The organism is Flavobacterium sp. P1_E4 (assembly GCF_056405915.1).
The window spans coordinates 40,464-64,792 of sequence record NZ_JBFUBE010000015.1; the positions used below are offsets into that span (position 1 = coordinate 40,464).

The window sequence follows — 24,329 nt, forward strand, 5'->3', positions numbered from 1 at the left end:
TAATGAAAAAAAATACTTTTCTAATAGCTCTTTTGCTTTTTATTTCGGTTTTAATTTCTTGTAATGATAAAAAATTAACTGAAGTTGTCGAAGTTCCTTTACCTACAGTACAAGAGAAAGTTGCTATTGGCAATCCAAATGATTTAAAAGCAGATGAAGGCTCTTTTCAATTGGAAAAACTTCCTTTTGGATATGATGCTTTATCACCTGATTTATCAGCTTTGACCGTAGAAACCCATTATAAAAATTATTTATATTACACTAACAGCTTAAACAAAGCAGTATTAGGAACTGACAAAGAAAACCTTTCCATAGAAGATCTATTAAGTAAACTAGACATAAACGACGCTATATTACGTAATAATGCTGGTGGATATTACAACCATAGTTTGTACTTTAAATCCATAAGTCCGAAAGCTGGTGGCGAACCAATAGATACCTTAGCTTCAAAGATTACTAAAGATTTTGGTTCCTATTCTAATTTCAAAACTGTATTTAAAGACGCTGCAACTAAACAGTTTGGATCTGGTTGGGTATGGCTGGTAGTTGATAAAACTGGAGTCTTACAATTATCTACAACTCAAGACCAAGATAATCCATTAATGACATATGCTCCTGTTGTTGGATTTCACGGAACACCAATTTTAGGAATTGACCTCTGGGAACATGCTTATTTCATGGATTACCAATACAAAAAGAAAAATTATATCGATGCTTTTTTCAATATAATAAACTGGGAAAAAATAAACGAAAATTACAAAGCAACATTTAAAAAATAAGAAATAAAAAAAGCTGACATTTAAAATGTCAGCTTTTTTTATTTTATCCATCAACGACTTTTACAACTGGTAAATAAATGATTCCAAAGGATGTATTGTAATTGAAGCTTTTCCTTCGCCATTTACAACTTGCAATTGAACTGCATTTTTTTCATTCAACTGGTCTTTTATAGTATAACTTCCATCTTTCAAATTCCATTTGCTAATTATATCTGCTGGAATTTTCAACTCAAAACTATTGGTCACATCTGAAGAAAAATTAGTCAATACAATTAATTTTTGATTATCTGACCAACGAACAAATGAATACACATGGTTAGGATCATACCCAAGTCCTAAATTACGGTTTACTTCTTGAAGGTCTTGAAACTGCCCCATTACTGCAGAGCTTTTTGCGGAGAAATTGAGTAATCTTTTGTAAAAATCACGCAACTCTTTTTCGCTTTGCGATAGTTTTCCACCATCAAATGCACCGTCATTCATCCATCGCTGATGATTTGGCACGCCCACATAATCAAAAATAGATGTTCTGGAATGAGAACCAAATCCACCATTTTCATTTCCTGCCTCCCCTACTTCTTGACCAAAATAGATCATAATAGGCGCCGAAGTTATCATAGTAGAAACAACCATCATTGGCTTTCCTTTTTCTGCAGAACCTGCAAATTCTGGACTTGCCAATCGTTGTTCATCATGATTATCCAAGAACTTCAACATATGTATATCAATATCAGCTAATCCGCTTTGAATATATGAAAGTCCATCTGGTGGAGTTTTTCCTTGGATAATGTCTTTCAATTTGTCATAAGTCTCAACTTTATCATATAAATAATCCATTTTACCCAAATGGATATAATTACGATACTCTTTTGGATTGTACACTTCCGCCATTAAAAAGGCATCAGGATTGGCATTTTTTATAGCAGAGTTCATATAGCTCCAAAATTCGTAAGGCACCATTTCGGCCATGTCATACCTAAACCCATCAACACCTTTAGATGTCCAATACAAAGCTATATCTCTAAATTTAATCCAAGAATTAGGTACGCTTTTATCTTTCCAAAAATCAAAATGTTCTTTATAAGATAGCTTATCATAGCCAGCTGGCAACTCTGGAAAATCTTTTGAACCATCAGGACGAATACCATAATTTACCTTAACTGTTTCGTACCAATCATTTTTATCCGGTTTTGCCAAACGGGAACCATTTCCGGTCCATTTGGCTGGATTTTCTTCGAATTTCCCATCAATAAGTGGATTACTTTCCCCGTTCAAAGGTTTATCTCCGTCAGGCAACTGAAAAGGTGTGTTGGGAATGTAATAAAAATTATTATCTCTTTTGTATTCCATACTAACGTCATCATCTGCACCAAAATCTTTCACACCTTTCGGATTGCTTTTTCCTTCATATTTACGGGCAATATGATTGGGAACTATATCAATAATTACTTTAAGATTTGCTTTATGGGTTCTTTTAATCAGAGCTTCAAATTCTTCCAAACGCTTTTCTGGATTGACTGCCAAATCTGGATTCACATTATAATAATCTTTAACTGCATACGGTGAACCTGCCCTACCTTTTACCACTTCTGGGTCATCATTTGAAACTCCTATAGCTGTATAATCTCTTATAACGGCATGATGAGGGACACCTGTATACCAAATATGGGTAGCACCCAAATCTTTTATTTCATGAAGCGCTTTATCTGTAAAATCATTAAACTTCCCAACTCCATTTTCTTCTATGGTTCCCCACGGCTTATTGGTTGCGTTTTTGTTACCAAACAACCTAGTAAAAACTTGATAAACTACTGCTTTATTTTCGGAAACGGTTTCTTTCTTTTGTACACTCATTTTTACATCTTTAGTTTTACAAGCAGTCGCTATAAGCAAAACACTTATTCCTGCCATTACTATTTTTTTTGTGATCATTTTTTTGAATTATAAAAAATTAAAAATCTACAATTGATACTATATTTGTATTCGGTATCAATCCATAAATTTAACGATTTTTTCAAAAAAAAGCCACTAAAACTCGCCAATTCAGGTCAGTCTACAAATTAAAAAACTACTACAACGTAATAGCTAATCCTTTTGTTTATAAATATATTTTTTCAAAAAAACTCTCTTATAATCCTAATGGCAAACTATTATAAATAAATCCTAATATATAAGGGGTTTGCCTCATTTTTCATAAATTTACAAAAAAATTAAGACCATTGAAGAAATCTTTAAATTTCATTATATACAGCCTAGCATTTCTTTGTGCAAATCTTGTTTTGGCACAAGCTCCTAAAAAAATATTAATTGAACATTCTGATTTTGCAGATGTCGATCAACTCAAAGTACCAGATGCCCTTTTACTAACAGGAAATGTACGTGTAAATCATGATGGTGTAGTTTTAACTTGCAATAAAGCTTATTTTTTTCAAAAAGAAAATTATCTAAAAGCTTTTGGAAATGTACAATTGGTACAAGGTGATACTTTGTATTTGAACAGTAATTATGCCGAATACAGTGGTGAACTTAAAAAAGCATTTGCAACTGGAAATGCTGTTATGAGTTCTCCAGACGCTACTTTGGCCACGGATACCATCAATTTTGACCGAAACATACAACAAGTATACTACAATACAAACGGAACTATTATCAACAAAGACAACACCTTGAAAAGCAAGTCTGGCAGGTATTATGTTTCCGAGAAAAAATTTCAGTTCCTAACTGCCGTGACACTTACCAATAAAACATACGAAATCAAATCCAATCATCTGGATTATTACAGTAATTCAGGGCATTCCTATCTTTTTGGTCCATCAACCATAACCAGTAAAGCTAATTTTATTTATACCGAAAAAGGTTTTTATGACACAAAAAAAAATCTAGCACATTTTATCGACAAATCATACATCAAGTATGATGATCGACTGATAAAAGGAGATAGTTTGTATTATGATCGAAATAAAGAATTCGCTTCGGCAACACGAAATGTAAAAATAACCGATTCTATTAATCGGGGAGTAATTAGAGGTCATTATGCCGAATTATATAAACAGAAAGACTCAATGTTTGTGACCAAAAGAGCCTTAGCAGTTAATTTTGTAGATAATGACTCGGTTTATATCCATGGCAAAAAACTCATGGTAACCGGTAAAGAGGGAAACCGAATCATTCGTGCCTTCAATAATGTTCGTTTTTACAAAACAAATATGAGTGGAAAATGTGATTCTATCCATTCCAGCTCCAAATTAGGGTTAACAAAATTGATTGGAAATCCAATTTTATGGAATGGTGAAAGCCAAATCACTGGCGATGTGATGCATCTCATTGGAGATAAAAAAACTCAAAAACTAGATTCACTCAAAGTGCTCAACAATACATTTCTGGTCTCGAAGGACACTCTTGGAACCGGATTTAATCAGGTAAAAGGTCAAAACTTATTTGGAAAATTTCAAGATGGAAAACTGCATGATGTTGATATCATAAAAAATGCAGAAGTGATTTATTACTCGCGTAATGAAGCCCACGAACTCGTTGGAATCGACAAAAGTGTGAGTAGTAAAATCAATATTCTTTTTGATAAAAACGAAATAGAAACCATTACGCGCTTTACACAAGTAGATGGCGATATTTATCCCGAATCCGAATTGCCCGAAAATGCCAGAACACTTAAGGGACTCAATTGGCGTGGAGACGAAAGGATAAAATCCAAAGACGATGTTTTTAGCGAGGAAGAAAATGCTGAAGAACTCAAAGTCATTGAAGAAACCACAAAAGACAAAGCTAAAAAAGCTACACCAATGAAAGTTCGAAAGGAAACATTGAATTATGACAAGAAGAATTCGAAAAAGTAATCATATTTCAGTTTGCAGAATTAAACTTTTAAACCCTTAAACATTTCAAAAAGTGAATCCCGATTTCATAAAATACCAAGCACAAACTTCACCATATCCATTAGGCATGGAAGTTTCGCATGCTATTGGCTCTTATATTTTTGATACAAATAATAAAAAATACTTAGATTTTGTAGCAGGTGTTTCAGCTTGCACACTAGGACATCAAAACAAGAAAGTAAATGATGCCATAAAGGGTCAATTAGACAAATATTCGCATGTTATGGTTTATGGAGAATATTCACAAAGTCCTGCGGTTGAATATTGCAAATTAATGGCTTCACTCCTACCTGCCCCTTTAGACAAAACATATTTAGTCAATTCAGGCACCGAAGGCATAGAAGGAGCCTTAAAACTAGCCAAAAGAGCAACAGGAAGAAGTCAACTGATTTCATGCCACAATGCATATCATGGCAACACAATGGGATCTATGAGTGTTATGGGATTTGAAGAACGCAAACAAGCCTTTCGCCCTTTGCTTCCCGATATCGATTTTATAACCTTCAACAACGAAGCCGATTTACTAAAAATCACAACCAGAACAGCCGGAATCATACTGGAGACGATTCAAGGGGGAGCTGGTTTTATTGAACCACATAATGATTTCCTAAAAAAAGTAAGAGCTCGATGCACTGAAGTAGGTGCAATGATGATACTCGACGAAATCCAGCCGGGATTTGGAAGAACAGGCAAACTTTTTGGATTTCAAAACTATGACGTTGTACCAGATATCGTTGTTATGGGAAAAGGAATGGGCGGCGGAATGCCTGTAGGTGCATTCACAGCATCATCTGCCATGATGGATTTACTAACTGAAAATCCAAAATTAGGCCATATCACCACATTTGGAGGTCACCCTGTCATTGCGTCAGCTTGTTTGGCTACTTTGAAAGAATTAACTGAAACCAACATCATGACAGAGGCTTTAGAGAAAGAAAAACTCTTTAGATCGCTTTTGGTACATCCTTTGATACAAGAAATAAGAGGAAAAGGATTGATGCTTGCTGCCATGACAGCGAGTGCCGACATCACTAATGAAGTAATTCTAAAATGTCAAGACAGAGGTTTAATTTTATTTTGGTTGCTTTTTGAAGGATGCGCGATTAGAATAACTCCACCTCTTACAATTTCCGAAGAAGAAATCAGAGAAGGATGTGCCATAATTCTCGAAGTAATGAATGAGATGATTTAAGATTTTTGATTTTTAGAAAATAGAATATAGATTTTAGAATATAGATTTAAAAATTGATATTGCCATTGATATTGCCATTGTCATTGAAAAACCTGTTAATTAAATTGTTCACAACAAATAAAATTCTTCCTCATTTCAATAATACGTTTTCCTAATTTTATTTTAGGATAATTTAAAAACACACAGTATGCAATTAAGCAACGAAGAAGAAGAGTATAACTTATCCCTATCAAAATTTGAGTCTATGTTGAAAACCAACAAAGTATTCTTTTTTGACTCCGAAGAATTTGAAGAAATCATTCTTCATTACCTCGATATGGGCAAGTCAGCATTGGCCAAAAAAGCTTTAAAACTAGCTCTGGAACAACACCCAAGATCCAGCGGGCTTAAATTAGTTCAAGTAGAAATGCTCATTTATGACGATAAACTCGAAATAGCCGAAAAGCTATTGAATGAGCTTTATGCTATCGAACCCACAAACGAAGAAATTTACATTCAAAAAGCCAATATTTGCTCCAAAAGAGATCAGCATGAAAAAGCAGTAGAAATGCTTAAAATTGCTTTAGAATATACTGATGACTATGCCGATGTTTACAACTTAATCGGTATGGAATATCTTTTTATGGACAATCTAGAATTGGCCAAAGAAAGTTTCATTAAATGTCTAGAAGAAGACTTTGAAGATCAATCAGCATTATACAATGTAGTTTATTGTTATGAATTTTTGGATCAAAACCAAGAAGCCATATTGTATTTAAATAAATATATTGACAAAAATCCATATAGCGAAATTGCTTGGCATCAACTAGGCCGTTTATACTATGGCGTAAAAGAATATGAAAGCGCCATTCGCGCTTTTGATTATGCAACTCTTATAGACGAGGAATTCCTTGGTGCTTTTATGGAAAAAGCAAAAGCATTGGAACGTCTAAAAAAGTACGACCTTGCCATTGAAAGTTACAATCGAACAATCGAATTGGACGATGCAACATCCTATGCCTTGCTTCGAATAGGGAAATGTTATGAAAAATTAGGCAACAAAGTTTTAGCTCTTAAATATTTCAACAAAACGGTACACGAAGATCCACTTTTGGACAAAGGTTGGATTGCCATTACCGATTTTTATGTACGTCAAAAAAACTTCCAAAAAGCATTATTTTTTGTCAATAAAGCTTTGGCTATCGACAACCAAAATAAATTATACTGGAAACGATTTGCAGCCATTAACAAACAAATGAACTTGTTTGAGGAAGCTGAATTTGGGTATAGAAAAGCAGTTGAATTTGGTGATTACCAACTCGACACTTGGTTGTTTTGGGTTGACATTTTACAGTTTTTAGGAGAATTCGAAAGTGCAATTCAAACATTATTACAAGCATCCGAATACTTCCCAGAAGAAAACGAAGTAGAATATCGTTTGGCTGGATTGTATTTTATGATTTCAGACAATATAAAAGCAAAATTTCACTTAAGCAATGCTTTACGCCTGAATCATGATAACTACATCCTATTGGAAGATTTATTCCCTGTAGTTTGGGAGAAAAAAATGGTGCGAAATTATATTGACAAACATAAAAAATAATAATGATTGAAGTATTAAGAAAACGCTTTGGGTTATTAGGCCGTAATATCAGTTATTCCTTTTCAAAAGGATATTTCACAGAAAAATTTAGCAAAGAACATTTCGAAGGTTGCACTTATGAAAATTTCGATATTCCTGAAATCAATAATTTTACAGAATTAAAGGAAAACAATACAGATCTTAATGGACTAAACGTTACTATCCCCTACAAGGAATCTGTGATTCCTTTTTTGGATAAACTATCTAAAAATGCTGAACAAATTGGAGCCGTTAACACTATAAAATTCACTAAAAAAGGAAAATTAAAAGGATACAATACCGATTATTACGGTTTCAAGAAATCTCTTGAACCACTATTGGAGCCGCATCATAAAAAAGCACTCATTCTTGGGACTGGCGGAGCCTCCAAAGGAGTTGCTTTCGCGCTGGATCAATTGGACATCACCTATACCTTTGTGTCTCGTGAAGCCAAACAAAATTGCATTGATTACAACCTTATCAATGCCACAACCTTTGACAACTACCAAATCATAATCAATTGTACTCCGGTAGGAACAAGTCCAAATGTTGATTTATTCCCGCTTATTCCTTATGAATTCTTTACAGAAAAACATATTGCCTACGACTTGATTTACAATCCAGCAGAAACGCAATTTCTCAGCAAGGCCAAAGCCCAAGGTGCTCAAATTAAAAATGGATTGGATATGCTCATTTTTCAAGCTGAGAAAGCCTGGAAGATTTGGAATAAATAGAAACCCAATTTATTATATGCTTTTTCAATAACACAATCTACAAATATAAAAATAGTGAACCCTCAAAATGGATTATCCTTTGAGGGTTTTCTATTTAATATTTTATCATTATAAAAAGTGGATATAAAATCAAAAAACAAGTCAATAAACTAGAAAGAATTCAAATTACACTATTTAAGAAAGAATTTTCTGTAAAAATGAATTATAAACAAAAGTTTTATTTTGTATTTTGACGCACCTTTAGTATCTTTCGCATTCAAAAAATAAAAACCTTATACATTTACAAAATGTTAGAAGAAAAGAACGATAACCTATCTCTAAAAGAAACTGAGATAGATGGAAAAACAGCTAATGAACTGCAAGAAGCAGTTCAATCAGAAGCGTCTGTAATTGTAACAGAAAGTGAAATAAGTGATGCTGTAGCAGAGGAAAACACGGTAAACCCAGTTTCTGAAACAGTAATTTCGAATGAAAACGGAACAGATGAAAAGCAAAACGTAATTGACGCAATAGCTCAAACAAATGCTGAAGAAAGTGAAGATGAAACGCTAAAAGAACGTCACGATATTCCAATGCTCGATTATGATGCATTACCTATGGAAACACTTGTAAGTGAATTGAAAAATTTGGTTACAAATGAAAAAGTAATGTCGATCAAAGAGCATGTTGAAGAAATTCGAAAAGCATTTTTAGCTAAATACAACCACCTTATAGACGAAAAAAGAGAAGAATTCAATCAGGAAAATCAAGATCCTAACGAGGAATTTCAATATCATTCTCCACTAAAATCAAAGTTCGATCAATATTATACAATCTACAAAGACAATAAAAATGTTCACTTTAAGAGTTTACAATCAAATTTAAAAACTAACTTAGAAGTTAGATTAGCCATTGTAGAAGAACTAAAGGAATTAATCAATCCACAAGCAAACATCAAAGACACATTAAATCATTTTAATGAATTAAGAGAAAGATGGAAAAATGCAGGTGCAATTCCAAAAGACAAATACAATCATGTTTGGAATAATTATCATTTTCACGTAGAAAATTTTTATGATTATTTGCACTTGGACAGAGAAGCAAGGGATATTGATTTCAAATACAATCTAGAACAAAAACAAAAAATCGTTGCACGTGTTCAAGAATTACTCAAAGAAGCTGACATCAATAAAGCTTTCAGAGAACTTCAAGATCTACACCGAATTTGGAAAGAGGATATCGGTCCAGTTTCAAGAGAGCATCGCGATGAGATTTGGAACCAATTTAGTGAGCTAACAAAAAAAATGCACGATAAGCGTGAAGTATTGTTCGAAAACTTAAGAGGAACTGAGCTTGAAAATCTAGAAAAGAAAAAAGAAATTATTGCCAAAATTGAAGTTTTAGCTACTGAGAAAGTAAATGCACATTCACAATGGCTAGCTCAAATTGAAAAAGTGGAAGCTTTACGCTCTGAGTTTTTCTCTGCAGGAAAAGTACCTTCAGATGTTAACGAAGCTACTTGGGCGGCATTCAAAACAGCCGTTAGAAATTTCAACAGCTTTAAAAATTCTTTTTACAAAGACATTAAAAAAGACCAAACTGATAACCTGAACAAAAAAATTGCTTTGGTAAAGAAAGCCAAAGAATTACAGGAAAGTGTTGATTTTGCCAGCACTACTCCTATTATGAAGCAAATTCAGGAAGAGTGGAAAAAAATTGGTCATGTTCCAAGAAAATACTCTGATAAAATCTGGAACGAATTTAGAGAAGCCTGTAATCACTATTTTGACAAATTAAAAGAKCACAAAAGTGTTGAAAACGTTGACGAAGTAGAAGCTTTTGACAAAAAGAAAGCATATTTAGAAACGTTGAGAGAATTCCAATTGACTGGAGATCACAAAACCGATTTGGACGCTATTAAATTGCATATTGAAACTTGGAAAAACTTTGGTAAAGTTCCTTTCCCTAGAAGACATATCGAAGGTAAATTCAATAAAATTCTAGATGCTTTATTTGAAAAATTAAGCTTAAGCAAAAAAGATACCGAAATGATGCGTTTCTCTAACAGAATTGATCATTTATCTGAAAGCAATGACACTAGAAAAATTGACAATGAGAAAATTTTCTTAATGCGCAAAATTGAAGAAGTACAAAATGAAATTTTCCAACTAGAGAATAACATTCAGTTTTTCACCAATACAAAAAATGCGAAAAAAGAAAATTCAATCGTATTGGAAGTTCGAAAAAACATTGCCATCCATAAAGAAAGCTTAGATGTTTGGAAAGAAAAACTAAAACAATTGAGAAATTTAAACATCGAATAAATTTAAACTCATAAATAAATATTAAGCCTCAAACCTGAAAAAGTTTGAGGCTTTTTTTTATAAAACACACAATTTTAACTTTCATTTACCATAATACAATCCTTAAACAAAAACCTATTCTCTATTTTTGCAATATGAGAAAGTCTTGGAAATTTATCGTATTTACTGGTCTATTGATCCAGTTCAGTTTTGCCTATAGTGCAAATCACGATGCGACATTTTCTTCAAGAAAGGATAATAGAACTGCATTCAGCAAAGAAAGTTTAAGTGTTTTTCACTTCGTTCAACCCAGTATAGAACGAGGTAATCCTGACCTAAAACACAACAACCGTATTCCAGTCAATATTGGTGACTCCAATACACCACCATTATTTTCAAATCTTAAAGAAAACAACCCTAAAATAGTTTTATCAGACCAAGACATTGACCGATGTACAAAAGTCTCTATTTTACTTTTTCCATTCCATTATTTCTGGTGATTTAATATCATGATTCCGTCTTGTAAAAGTTAAAACAACTTTTAAATTCTTCTTGGTTCTATCTGAATCAAGAAAACAAATCATTATATATAATTACAAAAAAACAAAAAAATGGACACATCAGTAACCATAATAGGTCTTATAATTACAGTCTTAATAGGCATTCCGTTAACTTTAGTCTTCCGTTCTAACATAATGAATAGAGCAAAAATAAAAGAGATAAAGAAACAATACAGCCAAAACAATCATTATAATTTTGAATTAACCGAAACACAGAACAAAAAAATTCTGTCTATAGACCAAAAGAATAAGGGCTTTCTATTTATTGATTTCAGCTATAAAAAAGAAACAGTTTATTTTGTAGATTTAACAAACATCATTCTGTGCAATCTATTGGAAACTACTCGAAGCAGATTAGGCACAATGGAAAAAGTCGAAATTGAACTGGTTCATAAAAACACCATGAAAAAAGAAATGATTCCAATTTATAATATCGAAAATCATTTTTTAGACTTTAACTGTTTATTTGAAGATCATAAAATGGCAAAAAAATGGGTCGGTTTAATTAATGAAAGTCTATAATAAATCCACAAAGAGGTTCTAGCGAGCCTCTTTGTTTGTATATGGCTAATATAGAATATCATAATTATGATAATTATCATTTTTATCCTTAAAATGGCGCACTAATTTTGTTATTTACATTAAAAGCCAACTTATGAAAACCTCACTTATACAAAAATACAATGTTCCTGGGCCACGTTACACTAGCTATCCTACGGTTCCTTATTGGGATGAGTCAGGATTTACTAATGAAACTTGGTTAAAAACCCTAAAAAAATCATTCCAGGAAAGTAATGATAAAGAAGGCATCAGTTTATATATTCATCTGCCTTTTTGCGAAAGCTTATGCACTTTTTGCGGTTGCAACAAACGCATCACCAAAAATCACAATGTCGAAAATCCTTATATAGAGGCAGTTTTAAAAGAATGGACGCTTTACCGCGATATTTTGGGCAAAAAACCTAAAATTAAAGAAATCCATTTGGGTGGAGGAACACCAACATTTTTCTCCATAGAAAGCCTTGAAAAATTAATAAACGGAATATTTTCGCTTGCCGAAAAAGCTGAAGGTTATGAATTCAGTTTTGAGGGGCATCCCAATAATACCACTCTTGCACATTTGCAAAAACTATATGATTTGGGTTTTAGAAGAGTCAGTTTTGGAGTTCAAGATTATTCCGAAAAAGTACAAAAAGCTATTCATAGAATACAGCCTTTTCACAATGTTGCCAAAGTTACTTTTTGGGCAAAAGAAATTGGTTATACTTCAATAGGCCATGACATTATCTTTGGATTGCCTTTTCAGGAAGTTGAAGACGTCGTGGATACTATCGAAAAAACAAACTCCTTACAGCCTGATCGTTTGGCATTTTATAGTTATGCCCATGTGCCATGGATAAAAGGAAATGGTCAACGCGGATTTCATGATGAAGACATCCCTAAAGACGATGCTAAAAGAAAATTATACGAAGTTGGAAAAGAATTGCTTTTTGAAAATGAGTATTATGAAATCGGTATGGATCATTTTGCATTAAAATCAGACAGTTTATTTCATTCATTTGAAGACAAAAAATTACACCGAAACTTCATGGGTTATAGCTCCTCCAAAACCCAATTGATGATTGGTTTAGGTGTTTCATCCATAAGTGATAGTTGGTACAGCTTTGCTCAAAATGTCAAAACTCTGGAAGAATATTACAAAATATTAGAATCTGACCAATTACCGGTTTATAGAGGTCATTTATTATCTACAGAAGATCTAATTATCAGAAAACATATTTTGAATCTAATGTGCCAATTTGAAACCAGTTGGGAGGATTCTGCAAATTATCTTTCTGAAATTCCAGAAATTGTACTTCAACTGAAAGAAATGGAAAACGACGGTCTATTGATTATAGGCGACAACAAAATCATTGTTACAGAAGAAGGGAAACCGTATGTTCGTAACATTTGCATGGCATTCGATTTAAGATTAAAAAGGAAAGCGCCTGAAACAGCATTGTTTTCAATGACAATTTAAAAAAGAAACTAAGGACAGGTTAAACCTTTAAAAACAACATCTTAATTTATTAATTCAACTATTTTTTAAAGCTCTTATGGGCGTGCCCCTCCGTAAAAACTACGGGTCGTGCTGTACGTTCCCGCTTTTTTTTGATCCCTTAAAAAAGGGATCAAAAAAAGAGCTCCACTGCCATCACTCACGCAAAAACAGTAAACGTTCAAACATTCAATTTTATTCAAAACCAAAAAAAACCAATTAATGACAATTGGCTTTTTCTTGTACAAACAAACTCATATTCGAGGGAGAAACATAGGGTATCCCGAGTCCCAATCCCCTTAGGATAAACAATATCCCGATTACGATCCCAACATAAGGAATTACTTTTTGAATTCTATTCCGAATAGGAACGGTGATAAACGAATTAATATATACCACTAAGCTCATCAAAGGCACGGTTCCTAAACCAAAAAGCAACATATACAACACTCCAAAACTGGCACTTTGCATGGCAATTGCACCAAATAAAGCTACATATACCATACCACAAGGCAAAAATCCATTGAGCAAACCGATAATAAAAAGTGATTTGAAACTTTTATTTTTGAAATGACTACCTAGATTTTGCTTGATTTTGGATATCCAACCATACACTGGTTTCGAAAAATTATATTGGGCAAAAACTTTTTCAGGAATTAGAATTACCAAAATCATGGCAACACCAATAAATATGGATAATTGCTGCTGGATTCCAGCCAAAAACAAGCCTTTACCCAACAACCCAAAAAGCAAACCTATACTTCCATAAGCAGTCAACCTTCCCAAATGATAAGTAATGATTTGAATTACTTTCTTGGTTTGATTATTTCGTTCTACAGGCAACATCATAGCAATAGGACCGCACATTCCTATGCAGTGAAAACTACTGATTAAACCAAATAAAAAAGCCGTGTAAAGCATTGTGATTTTAAATTGCAGATTATAGAGTTCTGATTTTAGAGAGAATGATTTAAAACTAACTTTTCTTTCCCTGCTTTCTTTATTCTATCATTACTATTTTATATAAATTTCTTGTTTAGTCAAATAGGACTTTCCTTTATATTTCCATTCCATATTGATATCCCATTCACCACCAATTAGCTTATCCTTTGCAATAAATAATGAGGCTGAATCCGTAAACGAAATAGGCAGTAGAAAATCAAATTTCTTATTGGAAGGTCTATATAAAGCAACAGTTCCTTTGATATCCTTTGGTGCAAAATCAGCAGGAAAAACAATTGTAATACCATTAAGCCCAACTGTTATTACAGGTTTTACTTTTAAATCATGAGCATTTTGAATACGCGCCATTTCATCTTGAAAATGAACATCATGCTTGTAATACTCCTCCACTACCAAATCATTATCATACTTACTATCTGACTGCACTTTTACAACAAAATACATAATAAAGCTTATAAATAAAGCGAATGCAATCACTATATAAGTTCCCCAATTAATTTTCATTTTTATTCTTTTTTAAAAATTTCTTCTAATTATATACTTTTCAAAATACTCTATAGCTAGTCAAAACTACGCGGACTTAAAAAATTAGTATGTGTCGTTTCTATTTTTTTATTTCCTTCGTAGAGATCAATCTCCAATTTAGTCCTATCGCTTTCCAACAAAAACCTATTAATTTCGATAAACATGGTACCGCTCGTCATTCCGCGTTTGGGAACTTTTAATTCCTGAACACCAACTACTTTTAAGGTACCTTTAATACCAACCAATTTAAAATTCATATCATTGATATCATGATTGGTCTTATTAATGATTTTAAAAGTATATACATTACTGATATTCTCTCCTTTATGCTGAAATAATTGACCTGGCAACCTCAAAATGGTGGCTTCAACTTCAGACCTCAAAAATAACAAACCCGTAAGTACACCAACTAATATAACCAATATTGCAGTGTAACCTTTCATTCTGGCCGTAAATTTAAACTTAGCCTTAGTTTCAATTTCATCTTCCGAGGCATAACGAATAAGCCCCAAAGGCAACCCTACGCTTTCCATTATCGTATCACATTCATCGATGCAAGCGGTACAATTTACACATTCTAGCTGAACACCATTACGAATATCAATTCCTGTGGGACATACGTTCACACATTGTTTACAATCAATACAATCTCCTTTTCCCGAAGCAGCTCTGTCTTCTTGCTTATTGAATTTGGCTCTACCTACTTCTTTCTCACCACGAACAAAATCATAAGCCACATTTATTGATTTTTTATCCAATAAAACTCCTTGCAATCTTCCGTAAGGACAAGCAATAATACAAACTTGCTCTCTAAACCAAGCAAAAACAAAATAGAAAACACTGGTAAAAATCAATAATGATATAAAACTACTTGAATGAGCTAAAGGGCCATCTTCAATTAAACGAAATAATTCATCGCTACCAATAAGATAAGCTAAAAACACATTGGCAATTAGAAACGAAATCACTAGAAACGCAAACCATTTTAAAGTTTTCTTTCTAATTTTCTCTCCATTCCATTCTTGTTTCTCTAGGCGGATTTGTGCTCCCCTATCCCCTTCTATCCAATATTCTATACGACGAAAAACCATTTCCATAAAAATGGTCTGCGGACAAATCCAGCCACAAAATATTCGACCAAAAATAACTGTAAATAGAATAACAAACACGACACCAATGACCATAAACAGTACAAAAATATAAAAATCCTGTGGCCAAAATGGAAAGCTAAAAATATTAAAACGACGTTCCAAAACATTGAACATCATGAACTGATTCCCATTAATTTTTATAAAAGGATTGGCAACGAGAATAATCAATAAAAAATAGCTGACCCATTTTCTATATTCGTAAAACTTACCAGAAGGCTTTTTGGGATAAATATATTTTCTATGACCCTCCTTATCAATTGTCCCAATGGTATCTCTGAAAGATTCGTCTAGATTACTTGACATTTTTTTATTTTTAAAATACTAAAAAAGAGCTTTCTCAAAGTAGTAAATTTTGACAAAGCTCTTCATTCTAATATATCGTTAAATTATTATTTTACTTGAGTACTATCTGCAGCAGGAGCAGCAGCACTTGCTGGAGCATTCTCATCAACCCAAATTTCTCCGTCTGGTGCTTTTGGATCTTTTGGATTACTTCCTCTTAATGAGATAACATAACTCGCAACCGCTTGAATTTCTTTTGGTTTCAAAGTTCCTTTCCAAGCAATCATCCCTTTACCATCTCGACCTCCATTGGTAATCGTGTGAAACAAATTCTTAATTCCACCACCCAATATCCAGTGATCATCTGTTAAGTTAGGTCCGATTTGCCCACCAGCATCCGCACGGTGACAAGCCACGCAATTTGTAGTAAAAATTGCTTTTCCTGCATCTAAATCAGCGGCATCCGTCAATAAAGTTACTGTTTTTTCATCCATCAAATCGGGAGCTGTTTTCATATATTCAGCAACTTCAATTTTGGCTTGAGCCATTTCACTTTTCAATTCAGCTTCTTGGTCTGGCGCACCCATTATTTCAAAACGAACCAAATATATTACAGCAAAAATAATACAGGCATAGAATAAATAGACCCACCATGGCGGTAAATTGTTGTCCAATTCTTTGATTCCGTCATAATCATGATCCATCAAAAGTTGCTTTTCATCTTCAATTGGTACTGTTTTTGTCAAACGCTGCATTAAGTTTTTGTACCAACTTTTATCTTTCAAACTTAAACTATCTTCATGAGCTAATTTTGCTTTCTCTTCATCTGATAACAATCTATAAGTAATTGTATTTACAGCATTCAATGTTATTTCGATTGCAATCAAAAGGAAAAGCAATACAAACAAAAAGACAGCAACCATTGGATACTTTATAAAAGCAGGATGATCTCCTGAATCGATAAAATATTCCATCACTCCCAAAACGGAGAAAAATATGAAAAGTACTCTTATATAAGGTGGAATTAATTTTTTCATTATTTATATTTTTTGAAATTGTACAATTTAGTCTTCTAATGGGATTTGACTTATTTCGTCTATTGTCTCTTTTTTATAGGAATAAACCCAAAGTCCTAAACCAAGAAAAAAGAAAAAGAAAATCAGTAACGATAGTATTGGAAATATTGCAACACCTGCAATGGTCTCCATATTGTGTTTTATTTGTTCGAACATAACGTTTACTTTTTGTTATTCTTTAACTTTAATATCAGTACCCAATCTTTGTATATAAGCAATCATTGCTACAATTTCTCTTTCATTCATTGGAACGAATTTTTCACCTTTAGCCAGAGCTTTTTTCTTACTGTCCTCATAACTTTTCACAAAATCAGGATCATTTTTAAGGCTTTCTTCAATTGCAATAGCTTGTGTTCTTAGGTCTTTCAATCCGTTTGCAACTTGAGCATCAGAATAAGGAACACCAAGAGTAACCATCGCTTTCATTTTCTTTTCGGTCATCGAAATGTCCATAGCTTTATTGTCAAACAACCATTTGTAGCTCGGCATAATAGAACCCGCCGAAATACTTTGAGGACTCCAAAAGTGATTAAAATGCCAATTGTCATTGTATTTTCCACCTACTCTTAACAGATCCGGACCAGTACGTTTCGATCCCCATAAAAATGGATGATCATATACAAATTCTCCTGCTTTGGATTGAGGCCCGTAACGTTCTACTTCACTTCTAAACGGACGAACTGATTGAGAGTGACAACCTACACAACCTTCACGGATATATAAATCACGTCCTTCTAATTCCAATGGAGAATAAGGCTTAACACTTGCAATTGTCGGTATATTTGATTTCACCATAATCGTTGGAACAATTTGAATAATTCCCCCAATTAATATAGCGATTGTAGCGAATATGGCCATTTTGATTGGTTTTCTTTCCAACCAAGAATGGTATTTCTCTCCTCTAAGTCTTCCAGAACTAATCGTTTGTAATGCTGGAGCTTCCGCCAATTCATCTTCTACATCTTCACCTGCTCTAACTGTTTGAATAATATTGTAAACCAACGTTAACATTCCTACCAAATACATAGATCCTCCAATTGCTCTCATCCAATACATTGGCATGATTTGAGTAACGGTTTCAAGGAAGTTACCATAGGTTAAGGTTCCGTCTGGATTGAATTGTTTCCACATAGAAGCTTGCAAGAAACCAGCCAAATACATTGGCAATGCATATAATATAATTCCTAATGTCCCTACCCAAAAGTGGAAATTAGCCAATTTAGTAGAATATAAAGTAGTTTTTGTCATTCTTGGAATCAACCAATAAATAATACCAAAAGCCATAAAACCATTCCAAGCCAATGCCCCAACATGAACGTGAGCAATAATCCAATCTGTATAGTGTGCTATAGCATTTACATTTTTAAGAGAAAGCATTGGTCCTTCAAAAGTTGCCATACCATAACCTGTCATTGCAACAACAAAGAATTTTAAAACTGGTTCTTCACGAACTTTATCCCAAACTCCCCTCAAGGTCAGAAGTCCGTTAATCATACCTCCCCAAGATGGAGCAATCAACATTACTGAGAATACAACTCCTAAATTTTGAGCCCAGTTAGGCAAAGCAGAATACAACAAATGGTGTGGACCAGCCCAGATATATAAAAATATTAATGACCAAAAATGGATAATTGACAATCTATAAGAATACACAGGACGATTGGCCACTTTAGGTACAAAGTAATACATTAACCCTAAAAATGGTGTCGTCAAGAAAAAGGCAACTGCATTATGACCGTACCACCACTGTACTAACGCATCCTGAACTCCTGCATAAACAGAATAACTCTTCATAGCAGAAACCGGCAACTCCAAACTATTAAAAATATGTAATACGGCAACAGTAATAAATGTAGCTAAGTAAAACCAAATGGCAACATACAAATGGCGCTCTCTTCTTTTCAACATTGTACCAATCATGTTGATTCCAAAGGCTACCCATATCAAAGCAATAGCAATATCAATAGGCCATTCCAGTTCGGCATATTCTTTTGAAGATGTATATCCTAATGGAAGTGAAATTGCTGCCGCAACAATAATTAATTGCCAACCCCAAAAATTTAGATTACTCAAGAAATCACTATACATTCTGGCTTTTAACAATCGTTGAAGCGAATAATAAACGCCCGCAAACATTGCATTACCAACAAAGGCAAAAATTACTGCATTGGTATGTAAAGGTCTCAATCTACCAAAACTTAACCATGAAATACCTTCGGTCATGTTTGGAAAAAGGAACATCGTAGCCAATATAAGACCCACCAACATTCCCACTACTCCAAATAGTATGGTAGCATAAATGAACTTCTTTACAATTTTGTTGTCATAATAAAATTGTTCCATTTCCATATTTATAATTGTTTTTAAAGTTGTTTAAAATTGGGTAAATTATTAAAAAGATTAAAGAGTAATTTAACTCTTAATTTCTGATTTATTTTGGGAAGATTTAATCAATTCATCGTCAAAAAGCATTCTGACAGATGGGGTATAATCATCATCATATTGACCTGATTTTACTGCAAAAACAAAAGCAATAAAAAATCCAACGGCAACGAAAATACTAATGGCAATCAATAAATAGATAACACTCATAATCCTAATATTAAGTTAACAAAATTATACGTATCACTTTTTACAAAAAATGACAATTATCATATTTATTGTAATATGTTAAAAATATGAAAAAAAACTAAACAATTCCCTGTTAAACTATTTTATTTTCCTCGAATAATAATTACTCATCACTGTAACAAAACTCACTATCGTAATGGTACTCAAAGGCATAATAATCGCCGCAACCAATGGCAAGAGGTTTCCGGTAATAGCAAAAGACAATCCAACCACATTGTATAAAAGTGACAAAGTGAAGCTCATTTTGATAGTCGTGATGGCTTTTTTGGATAATTTTAAAAAATAATTCAACTTTTGAAACTGTTTTGCATCCAAAATTGCATCACAGGCAGGAGAAAAAACATTTACATTTTCGGAAATGGAAACGCCCACGTTGCTTTGCGCCAAAGCACCGGCATCATTAAGCCCATCTCCTACCATCATTACATTTTTGCCTTGTTCTTGCAGAGCTTTTATAAATTCAAGTTTTTGTTCTGGTTTTTGATTAAAAATCATTTCTGTACCCTTAGGCAAAATCGATTCCAACAGACTGTGTTCTCCTTCATTGTCACCTGATAAAACCTTAAGCTGATATTGTGAACTGAGCTTACTAAACAATTCGGATAATCCTTCTCGATATTGATTGTTAAAAATATATTTACCGAAATATTTATCTTCTATTTTTATATGAACTGCGGTTTGCTTGATTTCGTCTTCTCCATTTTTTTCAATGAAATTGGCAGATCCTACTTGAACCGAAACACCATCTATCACAGCTTGAATTCCTTTCCCTGTTACCTCTTCGAATGCATCAAGTTTTAATCTTTTTGTTTCAGGTAAAAAGTCATACAACATTCTGCTCAAAGGATGATTCGAAGCACGAAGCACACTTTTCAGTATTGCCAAATTGGATTCATCAAGTATTTCACCTTCATAGGAAATATTCGATTTTGCATTTGTGGTTATTGTCCCTGTTTTATCAAAAACAATCGTATCGACTTTCGCCAATTGTTCAATCACTAAAGCATTTTTTAGATAAAAATGTTTATTTCCAAAAATTCTCAGCATATTTCCCATAGTAAAAGGTGCTGTCAGTGCCAATGCACAAGGACAAGCTACTATCAATACTGCAGTAAAGACATTGAAAGCCGTATTGGTATCAAAAAATATCCAATACCCAAATCCTGCAAATGCAATCAGTAAAAGAATTGGTGTAAAATAACGACTAATACTATCTGTAATGGTTTTGTGTTTTTGTTCAACCGATTTCTGAAAAACATCATTACTCCATAATTGGGTCAAATAACTTTGGGAAACCGAATGTAAAACTTCCATTTCAACCACCTTCCCTATTTGTTTTCCTCCTGCAAAAACTTTATCTCCCGATTTCTTGATGATTGGAACAGCTTCACCAGTAACAAAACTATAATCAATCTCCGCTTTATCCGATATTAAAATACCATCAACTGGAATCAACTCTTGGTTACGAATTAATAATCGATCTCCTTTTTCGATTTCATAAACCGGAATACTTTCCTCGGTAGCATCATTATTTATTTTGGTAATCGCTATTGGGAAATAGGATTTAAAATCTCTTTCGAAACTAAGAAAACTATAGGTTTTGATTTGAAACATTTTTCCCAATAACATAAAAAAGATTAATCCGGTCAAACTGTCAAAAAAACCAGACCCATAATCCATTACGATATCAAATGTGCTTCGAACGAACATTACGACTATTCCCAGCGCGATAGGAATATCAATATTAAGCATTTTGGATTTTATACTTTTAATGGCCGAAACATAATACCCGCTCGCCGAATATAAAAATGAAGGCAAAGCCAAAGCAAAAATTAATCCCCTGAAAAATGGTCGATAATTATCCAACCAAAATTCTTTTACTTCAAAATACTCTGGGAAAGAAAGCAACATTATATTTCCAAAACAAAAGAATGCTACTCCGAGCTTATAAGTCAAACTCCTGTCTACATTATTTTTCCCTGTTTCATAATTTTCTAAACTGATATATGGCTCATATCCAATAGAACTCAATAAATGAACTATGCTTTTTAGGGAAACAATTTCGGGATTGTAATTAATACGGACYTTCTTTTCAGGGAAATTAACTTGGGATGTGTTTATACCTTTTTGAAGCCGCTGTAAATTTTCTAAAATCCAAATACACGAACTGCAATGAATATGTGGAATGCTTAGTGAAATAATGGCTGTTGAATCTTCCCGAAATTCCAATAGTTTTGAAACAATACTTTCATTGTCCAAAAAGTCATATTTCCCATTAATATCAAGCGGAGTTGCACCTGGTGATTTTTCGAAATCATAATAACAGGTCAAATCATTTAGGCTGAATATTTCGTAAACTGTTTTACATCCATTGCAACAAAATTCTTTTTCATCAAATACAATTTGTTCCTCTAATACTATATCCAAACCACAATGAAAGCAATTATTTTTCTCCATAAATTAAAGGGGTAATTAAACAGATGCAAAATTCAAAAATTGATTATGTCTCAACAATGATATTTATCATATAAATGTATAACTTTGTAAATGAAAATCCAATTTCGCTATGAGCAAATGTGAACAATGTATCGTGAGAGAATTTAGTTCTTTGAAAGCACTAAATAAAGACGAACTTATAAGAATTTCTGAATGTAAAACCTCCAAAACTATCAAAAAAGGAGAAACTATATTTGAAGAAGGAGAAAATGTAAACGGTATTTTTTGTGTAAAAGATGGTGTTTGCAAATTGACCAAATTGAGTCCAAATGGAAAAGACCATATTGTAAAATTGGTTACCAAAGGAGAATTATTAGGTCAACGTTCCATGATAAGTGACGAACCAGCCAATTTGAGCGCCGTAGCGTTAGAAGATATGCAAGTTTGTTTTATACCAAAGGCTGAAATATTAGGATTCTTCGATAAAAACAATCAGTTTTCAATGAATGTCATGAAAACGATTTGTGGTGATTTAAAATTAGCAGATGATCATACGGTGAATATGGCGCAAAAATCTGTAAAAGAACGATTGGCCGAAACTTTGATCTATCTACATGAAACTTTAGGCACAAATACTGATGGTACTTTAAAAATACAACTCTCCAGAGATGAATTAGCCAGTATGATAGGTACTGCAACCGAAAGCTGTATTCGATTATTATCCGATTTTAATAAATTAGGGCTGATTGAATTGGTGGGTAAAAAAATTGTTTTAAAAGACATTAATAAATTAAAAAAGATTGCTGATTAAAGCAATCTTTTTACTGAATTCTAAAGTTTCTTCGCTTCATTCCAGAAAACATCCATCTCAGCAAGTGTCATATCCATCAAGGGTTTACCTAATTGGTCGGCTTTACTTTCCAGATATTGAAAACGCTTTATGAATTTTTTATTGGTTCGTTCTAATGCATCTTCGGGATTTATATTCAAAAATCTTGCGTAATTTATCATCGAAAATAAAACATCGCCAAACTCAGATTCCATTTTATCCTGATCACCGGCAGCGACCTCATCTTGTAATTCCTGCAATTCTTCCTGTACCTTATCCCAAACTTGGTGTGGCTCTTCCCAATCAAATCCAACTCCTTTTACTTTATCCTGTATTCTGCTTGCTTTTACAAGAGCTGGTAAACTCCTAGGAACTCCTTCCAGAACTGATTTTTTACCTTCTTTTAGTTTTAGCTTTTCCCAATTTTGTTTTACTTCTTCTTCATCCTTAACAACAACATCTCCGTAAATATGAGGATGCCTGTGAATGAGTTTTTCACAAATATCATTACATACGTCAGCCATATCAAAATCGTTCGTTTCACTGCCTATTTTGGCATAAAAAACGATATGCAACAACAAATCCCCCAATTCATTTTTCACCTCATTTAAATCATTGTCTAGTATCGCGTCCCCCAATTCATAAGTTTCTTCAATAGTAAGATGACGAAGCGTTTGTATCGTTTGCTTTTTGTCCCAAGGACATTTTTCACGCAAATCATCCATTATGTCTAATAATCGTTCAAAGGCTTGGAGTTGGTTTTGTTTTGGACTCATCGTGTTTTGATTTTGTGTAAAAATAAGAAATCCTGTCAGGAAAATATCTTGACAGGATTAAAATATATTTTGAATAACTTTAAAATTACTCTTTTTTAGCTTTTGCTTTTTTAGCAGGTGCTTTCTTTTCGGCAACAACCTCTTCAGCTACTGGCGCAGCTTCTTCAGCTACAGCCGGAGTTTCCTCTACAAGCAAACCTCTTTCCTGCAAAGTATTGTACCAATTAACAATTTTCTTCACATCAGATGCATATACTCTTTCTTCATCGTATTCCGGTAATACTCCTCTAAAGTAAGACAATAATGTTGCGTTGTCTTCTTTATGTGAAATCGTTTGTCCTTTGTTTTCTTTTTTGGCAATGTTCTGCATAATTTCAGCCAAAGGTTTTTCACCTTCGTAAGTGTAAATAGAAATTTCAGACAATAAACTTACATTGCTTTTCAAACTTACCGTAACTTTTTTCCCATCCAATAATGACTCAGCAACAAAACCTGTACGTGTTTGTACTTTTAAAACATATAAACCTGGTTTCCCTGAAATGGATAATATTTTCTCTAAACTCATTTTTATTTTTTTTATTTATT

21 protein-coding genes are annotated in these 24,329 nt (G+C 33.2%); 10 read left to right on the forward strand and 11 right to left on the reverse strand.

The features are described from left to right. Positions 1-2 precede the first annotated feature (2 nt). Positions 3-779, forward strand: a complete 777-nt coding sequence (locus tag AC1DY0_RS13850; protein ID WP_477189178.1) for a superoxide dismutase — start codon at positions 3-5, stop codon at positions 777-779. Positions 780-839: 60 nt separating this feature from the next. On the opposite strand, the gene AC1DY0_RS13855 is transcribed toward AC1DY0_RS13850, so the two are convergent. Beyond that, entirely contained in the window at positions 840-2,711 is a 1,872-nt protein-coding gene (locus AC1DY0_RS13855) for an alpha-amylase family glycosyl hydrolase (RefSeq protein WP_477189179.1), read from the reverse strand. Positions 2,712-2,998: 287 nt separating this feature from the next. Here AC1DY0_RS13855 and AC1DY0_RS13860 point away from each other — a divergent pair, with 287 nt between their 5' ends. The 8 genes from AC1DY0_RS13860 (at position 2,999) to hemN (ending at position 13,057) form a co-directional block, all read left to right on the forward strand. Beyond that, a complete protein-coding gene (locus tag AC1DY0_RS13860; RefSeq protein ID WP_477189180.1) occupies positions 2,999-4,630 on the forward strand; it encodes an OstA-like protein in 1,632 nt (543 codons plus the stop codon). Positions 4,631-4,682: 52 nt separating this feature from the next. Then, entirely contained in the window at positions 4,683-5,861 is a 1,179-nt protein-coding gene (locus AC1DY0_RS13865) for an aspartate aminotransferase family protein (protein WP_477189181.1), read from the forward strand. Positions 5,862-6,048: 187 nt separating this feature from the next. Then, a complete protein-coding gene (locus tag AC1DY0_RS13870) occupies positions 6,049-7,443 on the forward strand; it encodes a tetratricopeptide repeat protein (protein WP_477189182.1) in 1,395 nt (464 codons plus the stop codon). Between the two features lie 2 nt (positions 7,444-7,445). After that, on the forward strand, positions 7,446-8,195 hold the full coding sequence (locus AC1DY0_RS13875) for a shikimate dehydrogenase family protein (protein ID WP_477189183.1): 750 nt from the start codon (positions 7,446-7,448) through the stop codon (positions 8,193-8,195). Positions 8,196-8,482: 287 nt separating this feature from the next. Further along, positions 8,483-10,498 carry a DUF349 domain-containing protein gene (locus tag AC1DY0_RS13880; RefSeq protein WP_477189184.1) on the forward strand — a complete coding sequence of 672 codons (2,016 nt, stop codon included), beginning with the start codon at positions 8,483-8,485 and terminating at the stop codon, positions 10,496-10,498. Positions 10,499-10,632: 134 nt separating this feature from the next. Beyond that, positions 10,633-10,977, forward strand: a complete 345-nt coding sequence (locus AC1DY0_RS13885) for a hypothetical protein (protein ID WP_477189185.1) — start codon at positions 10,633-10,635, stop codon at positions 10,975-10,977. A 111-nt stretch (positions 10,978-11,088) separates the two neighbouring features. Beyond that, complete coding sequence (locus tag AC1DY0_RS13890; RefSeq protein ID WP_477189186.1) at positions 11,089-11,559, forward strand: hypothetical protein; 471 nt, start codon at positions 11,089-11,091, stop codon at positions 11,557-11,559. A 133-nt stretch (positions 11,560-11,692) separates the two neighbouring features. Beyond that, positions 11,693-13,057 carry an oxygen-independent coproporphyrinogen III oxidase gene (gene hemN / locus AC1DY0_RS13895; protein ID WP_477189187.1) on the forward strand — a complete coding sequence of 455 codons (1,365 nt, stop codon included), beginning with the start codon at positions 11,693-11,695 and terminating at the stop codon, positions 13,055-13,057. Positions 13,058-13,294: 237 nt separating this feature from the next. On the opposite strand, the gene AC1DY0_RS13900 is transcribed toward hemN, so the two are convergent. The 8 genes from AC1DY0_RS13900 to AC1DY0_RS13935 all read right to left on the reverse strand — a co-directional run bounded on the left by AC1DY0_RS13900 (position 13,295) and on the right by AC1DY0_RS13935 (position 22,160). Continuing rightward, positions 13,295-13,996, reverse strand: a complete 702-nt coding sequence (locus AC1DY0_RS13900) for a sulfite exporter TauE/SafE family protein (RefSeq protein ID WP_477189188.1) — start codon at positions 13,994-13,996, stop codon at positions 13,295-13,297. Between the two features lie 93 nt (positions 13,997-14,089). Beyond that, positions 14,090-14,542, reverse strand: a complete 453-nt coding sequence (locus AC1DY0_RS13905) for a FixH family protein (RefSeq protein ID WP_477189189.1) — start codon at positions 14,540-14,542, stop codon at positions 14,090-14,092. Positions 14,543-14,598: 56 nt separating this feature from the next. Further along, positions 14,599-16,017, reverse strand: coding sequence for a cytochrome c oxidase accessory protein CcoG (gene ccoG / locus AC1DY0_RS13910; RefSeq protein ID WP_477189190.1), 1,419 nt, complete (start codon positions 16,015-16,017; stop codon positions 14,599-14,601). Between the two features lie 86 nt (positions 16,018-16,103). Then, positions 16,104-17,033, reverse strand: a complete 930-nt coding sequence (locus tag AC1DY0_RS13915; protein WP_477189191.1) for a cbb3-type cytochrome c oxidase N-terminal domain-containing protein — start codon at positions 17,031-17,033, stop codon at positions 16,104-16,106. A 27-nt stretch (positions 17,034-17,060) separates the two neighbouring features. Beyond that, positions 17,061-17,228 carry a CcoQ/FixQ family Cbb3-type cytochrome c oxidase assembly chaperone gene (locus tag AC1DY0_RS13920; protein ID WP_035640388.1) on the reverse strand — a complete coding sequence of 56 codons (168 nt, stop codon included), beginning with the start codon at positions 17,226-17,228 and terminating at the stop codon, positions 17,061-17,063. A gap of 15 nt (positions 17,229-17,243) precedes the next feature. Beyond that, positions 17,244-19,421, reverse strand: coding sequence for a cytochrome-c oxidase, cbb3-type subunit I (gene ccoN / locus AC1DY0_RS13925; RefSeq protein WP_477189192.1), 2,178 nt, complete (start codon positions 19,419-19,421; stop codon positions 17,244-17,246). A 63-nt stretch (positions 19,422-19,484) separates the two neighbouring features. Continuing rightward, entirely contained in the window at positions 19,485-19,664 is a 180-nt protein-coding gene (gene ccoS, locus AC1DY0_RS13930; RefSeq protein WP_477189193.1) for a cbb3-type cytochrome oxidase assembly protein CcoS, read from the reverse strand. A 117-nt stretch (positions 19,665-19,781) separates the two neighbouring features. Beyond that, positions 19,782-22,160, reverse strand: coding sequence for a heavy metal translocating P-type ATPase (locus AC1DY0_RS13935; protein ID WP_477189194.1), 2,379 nt, complete (start codon positions 22,158-22,160; stop codon positions 19,782-19,784). A gap of 109 nt (positions 22,161-22,269) precedes the next feature. Here AC1DY0_RS13935 and AC1DY0_RS13940 point away from each other — a divergent pair, with 109 nt between their 5' ends. Beyond that, on the forward strand, positions 22,270-22,950 hold the full coding sequence (locus AC1DY0_RS13940) for a Crp/Fnr family transcriptional regulator (RefSeq protein WP_477189195.1): 681 nt from the start codon (positions 22,270-22,272) through the stop codon (positions 22,948-22,950). A gap of 20 nt (positions 22,951-22,970) precedes the next feature. Here AC1DY0_RS13940 and mazG read toward each other — a convergent pair whose 3' ends face one another. Then, positions 22,971-23,744: a nucleoside triphosphate pyrophosphohydrolase gene (gene mazG / locus AC1DY0_RS13945; protein WP_477189196.1), complete on the reverse strand. Its 774-nt coding sequence runs from the start codon at positions 23,742-23,744 to the stop codon at positions 22,971-22,973. Positions 23,745-23,829: 85 nt separating this feature from the next. Further along, positions 23,830-24,309, reverse strand: a complete 480-nt coding sequence (locus AC1DY0_RS13950) for a DUF5606 family protein (protein WP_477189197.1) — start codon at positions 24,307-24,309, stop codon at positions 23,830-23,832. Positions 24,310-24,329 lie beyond the last annotated feature (20 nt).

What these genes read in the sequence shown, in the direction of transcription:
- ccoN (WP_477189192.1), bottom strand. Translation starts at nt 19,421, where the DNA reads ATGGAAATGGAACAATTTTATTATGACAACAAAATTGTAAAGAAGTTC.
- AC1DY0_RS13950 (WP_477189197.1), bottom strand. Translation starts at nt 24,309, where the DNA reads ATGAGTTTAGAGAAAATATTATCCATTTCAGGGAAACCAGGTTTATAT.
- ccoS (WP_477189193.1), bottom strand. Translation starts at nt 19,664, where the DNA reads ATGAGTGTTATCTATTTATTGATTGCCATTAGTATTTTCGTTGCCGTT.
- AC1DY0_RS13900 (WP_477189188.1), bottom strand. Translation starts at nt 13,996, where the DNA reads ATGCTTTACACGGCTTTTTTATTTGGTTTAATCAGTAGTTTTCACTGC.
- AC1DY0_RS13940 (WP_477189195.1), top strand. Translation starts at nt 22,270, where the DNA reads ATGAGCAAATGTGAACAATGTATCGTGAGAGAATTTAGTTCTTTGAAA.
- AC1DY0_RS13870 (WP_477189182.1), top strand. Translation starts at nt 6,049, where the DNA reads ATGCAATTAAGCAACGAAGAAGAAGAGTATAACTTATCCCTATCAAAA.
- AC1DY0_RS13885 (WP_477189185.1), top strand. Translation starts at nt 10,633, where the DNA reads ATGAGAAAGTCTTGGAAATTTATCGTATTTACTGGTCTATTGATCCAG.
- AC1DY0_RS13905 (WP_477189189.1), bottom strand. Translation starts at nt 14,542, where the DNA reads ATGAAAATTAATTGGGGAACTTATATAGTGATTGCATTCGCTTTATTT.
- AC1DY0_RS13915 (WP_477189191.1), bottom strand. Translation starts at nt 17,033, where the DNA reads ATGAAAAAATTAATTCCACCTTATATAAGAGTACTTTTCATATTTTTC.
- ccoG (WP_477189190.1), bottom strand. Translation starts at nt 16,017, where the DNA reads ATGTCAAGTAATCTAGACGAATCTTTCAGAGATACCATTGGGACAATT.
- AC1DY0_RS13855 (WP_477189179.1), bottom strand. Translation starts at nt 2,711, where the DNA reads ATGATCACAAAAAAAATAGTAATGGCAGGAATAAGTGTTTTGCTTATA.
- mazG (WP_477189196.1), bottom strand. Translation starts at nt 23,744, where the DNA reads ATGAGTCCAAAACAAAACCAACTCCAAGCCTTTGAACGATTATTAGAC.
- AC1DY0_RS13920 (WP_035640388.1), bottom strand. Translation starts at nt 17,228, where the DNA reads ATGTTCGAACAAATAAAACACAATATGGAGACCATTGCAGGTGTTGCA.
- AC1DY0_RS13850 (WP_477189178.1), top strand. Translation starts at nt 3, where the DNA reads ATGAAAAAAAATACTTTTCTAATAGCTCTTTTGCTTTTTATTTCGGTT.
- hemN (WP_477189187.1), top strand. Translation starts at nt 11,693, where the DNA reads ATGAAAACCTCACTTATACAAAAATACAATGTTCCTGGGCCACGTTAC.
- AC1DY0_RS13875 (WP_477189183.1), top strand. Translation starts at nt 7,446, where the DNA reads ATGATTGAAGTATTAAGAAAACGCTTTGGGTTATTAGGCCGTAATATC.
- AC1DY0_RS13890 (WP_477189186.1), top strand. Translation starts at nt 11,089, where the DNA reads ATGGACACATCAGTAACCATAATAGGTCTTATAATTACAGTCTTAATA.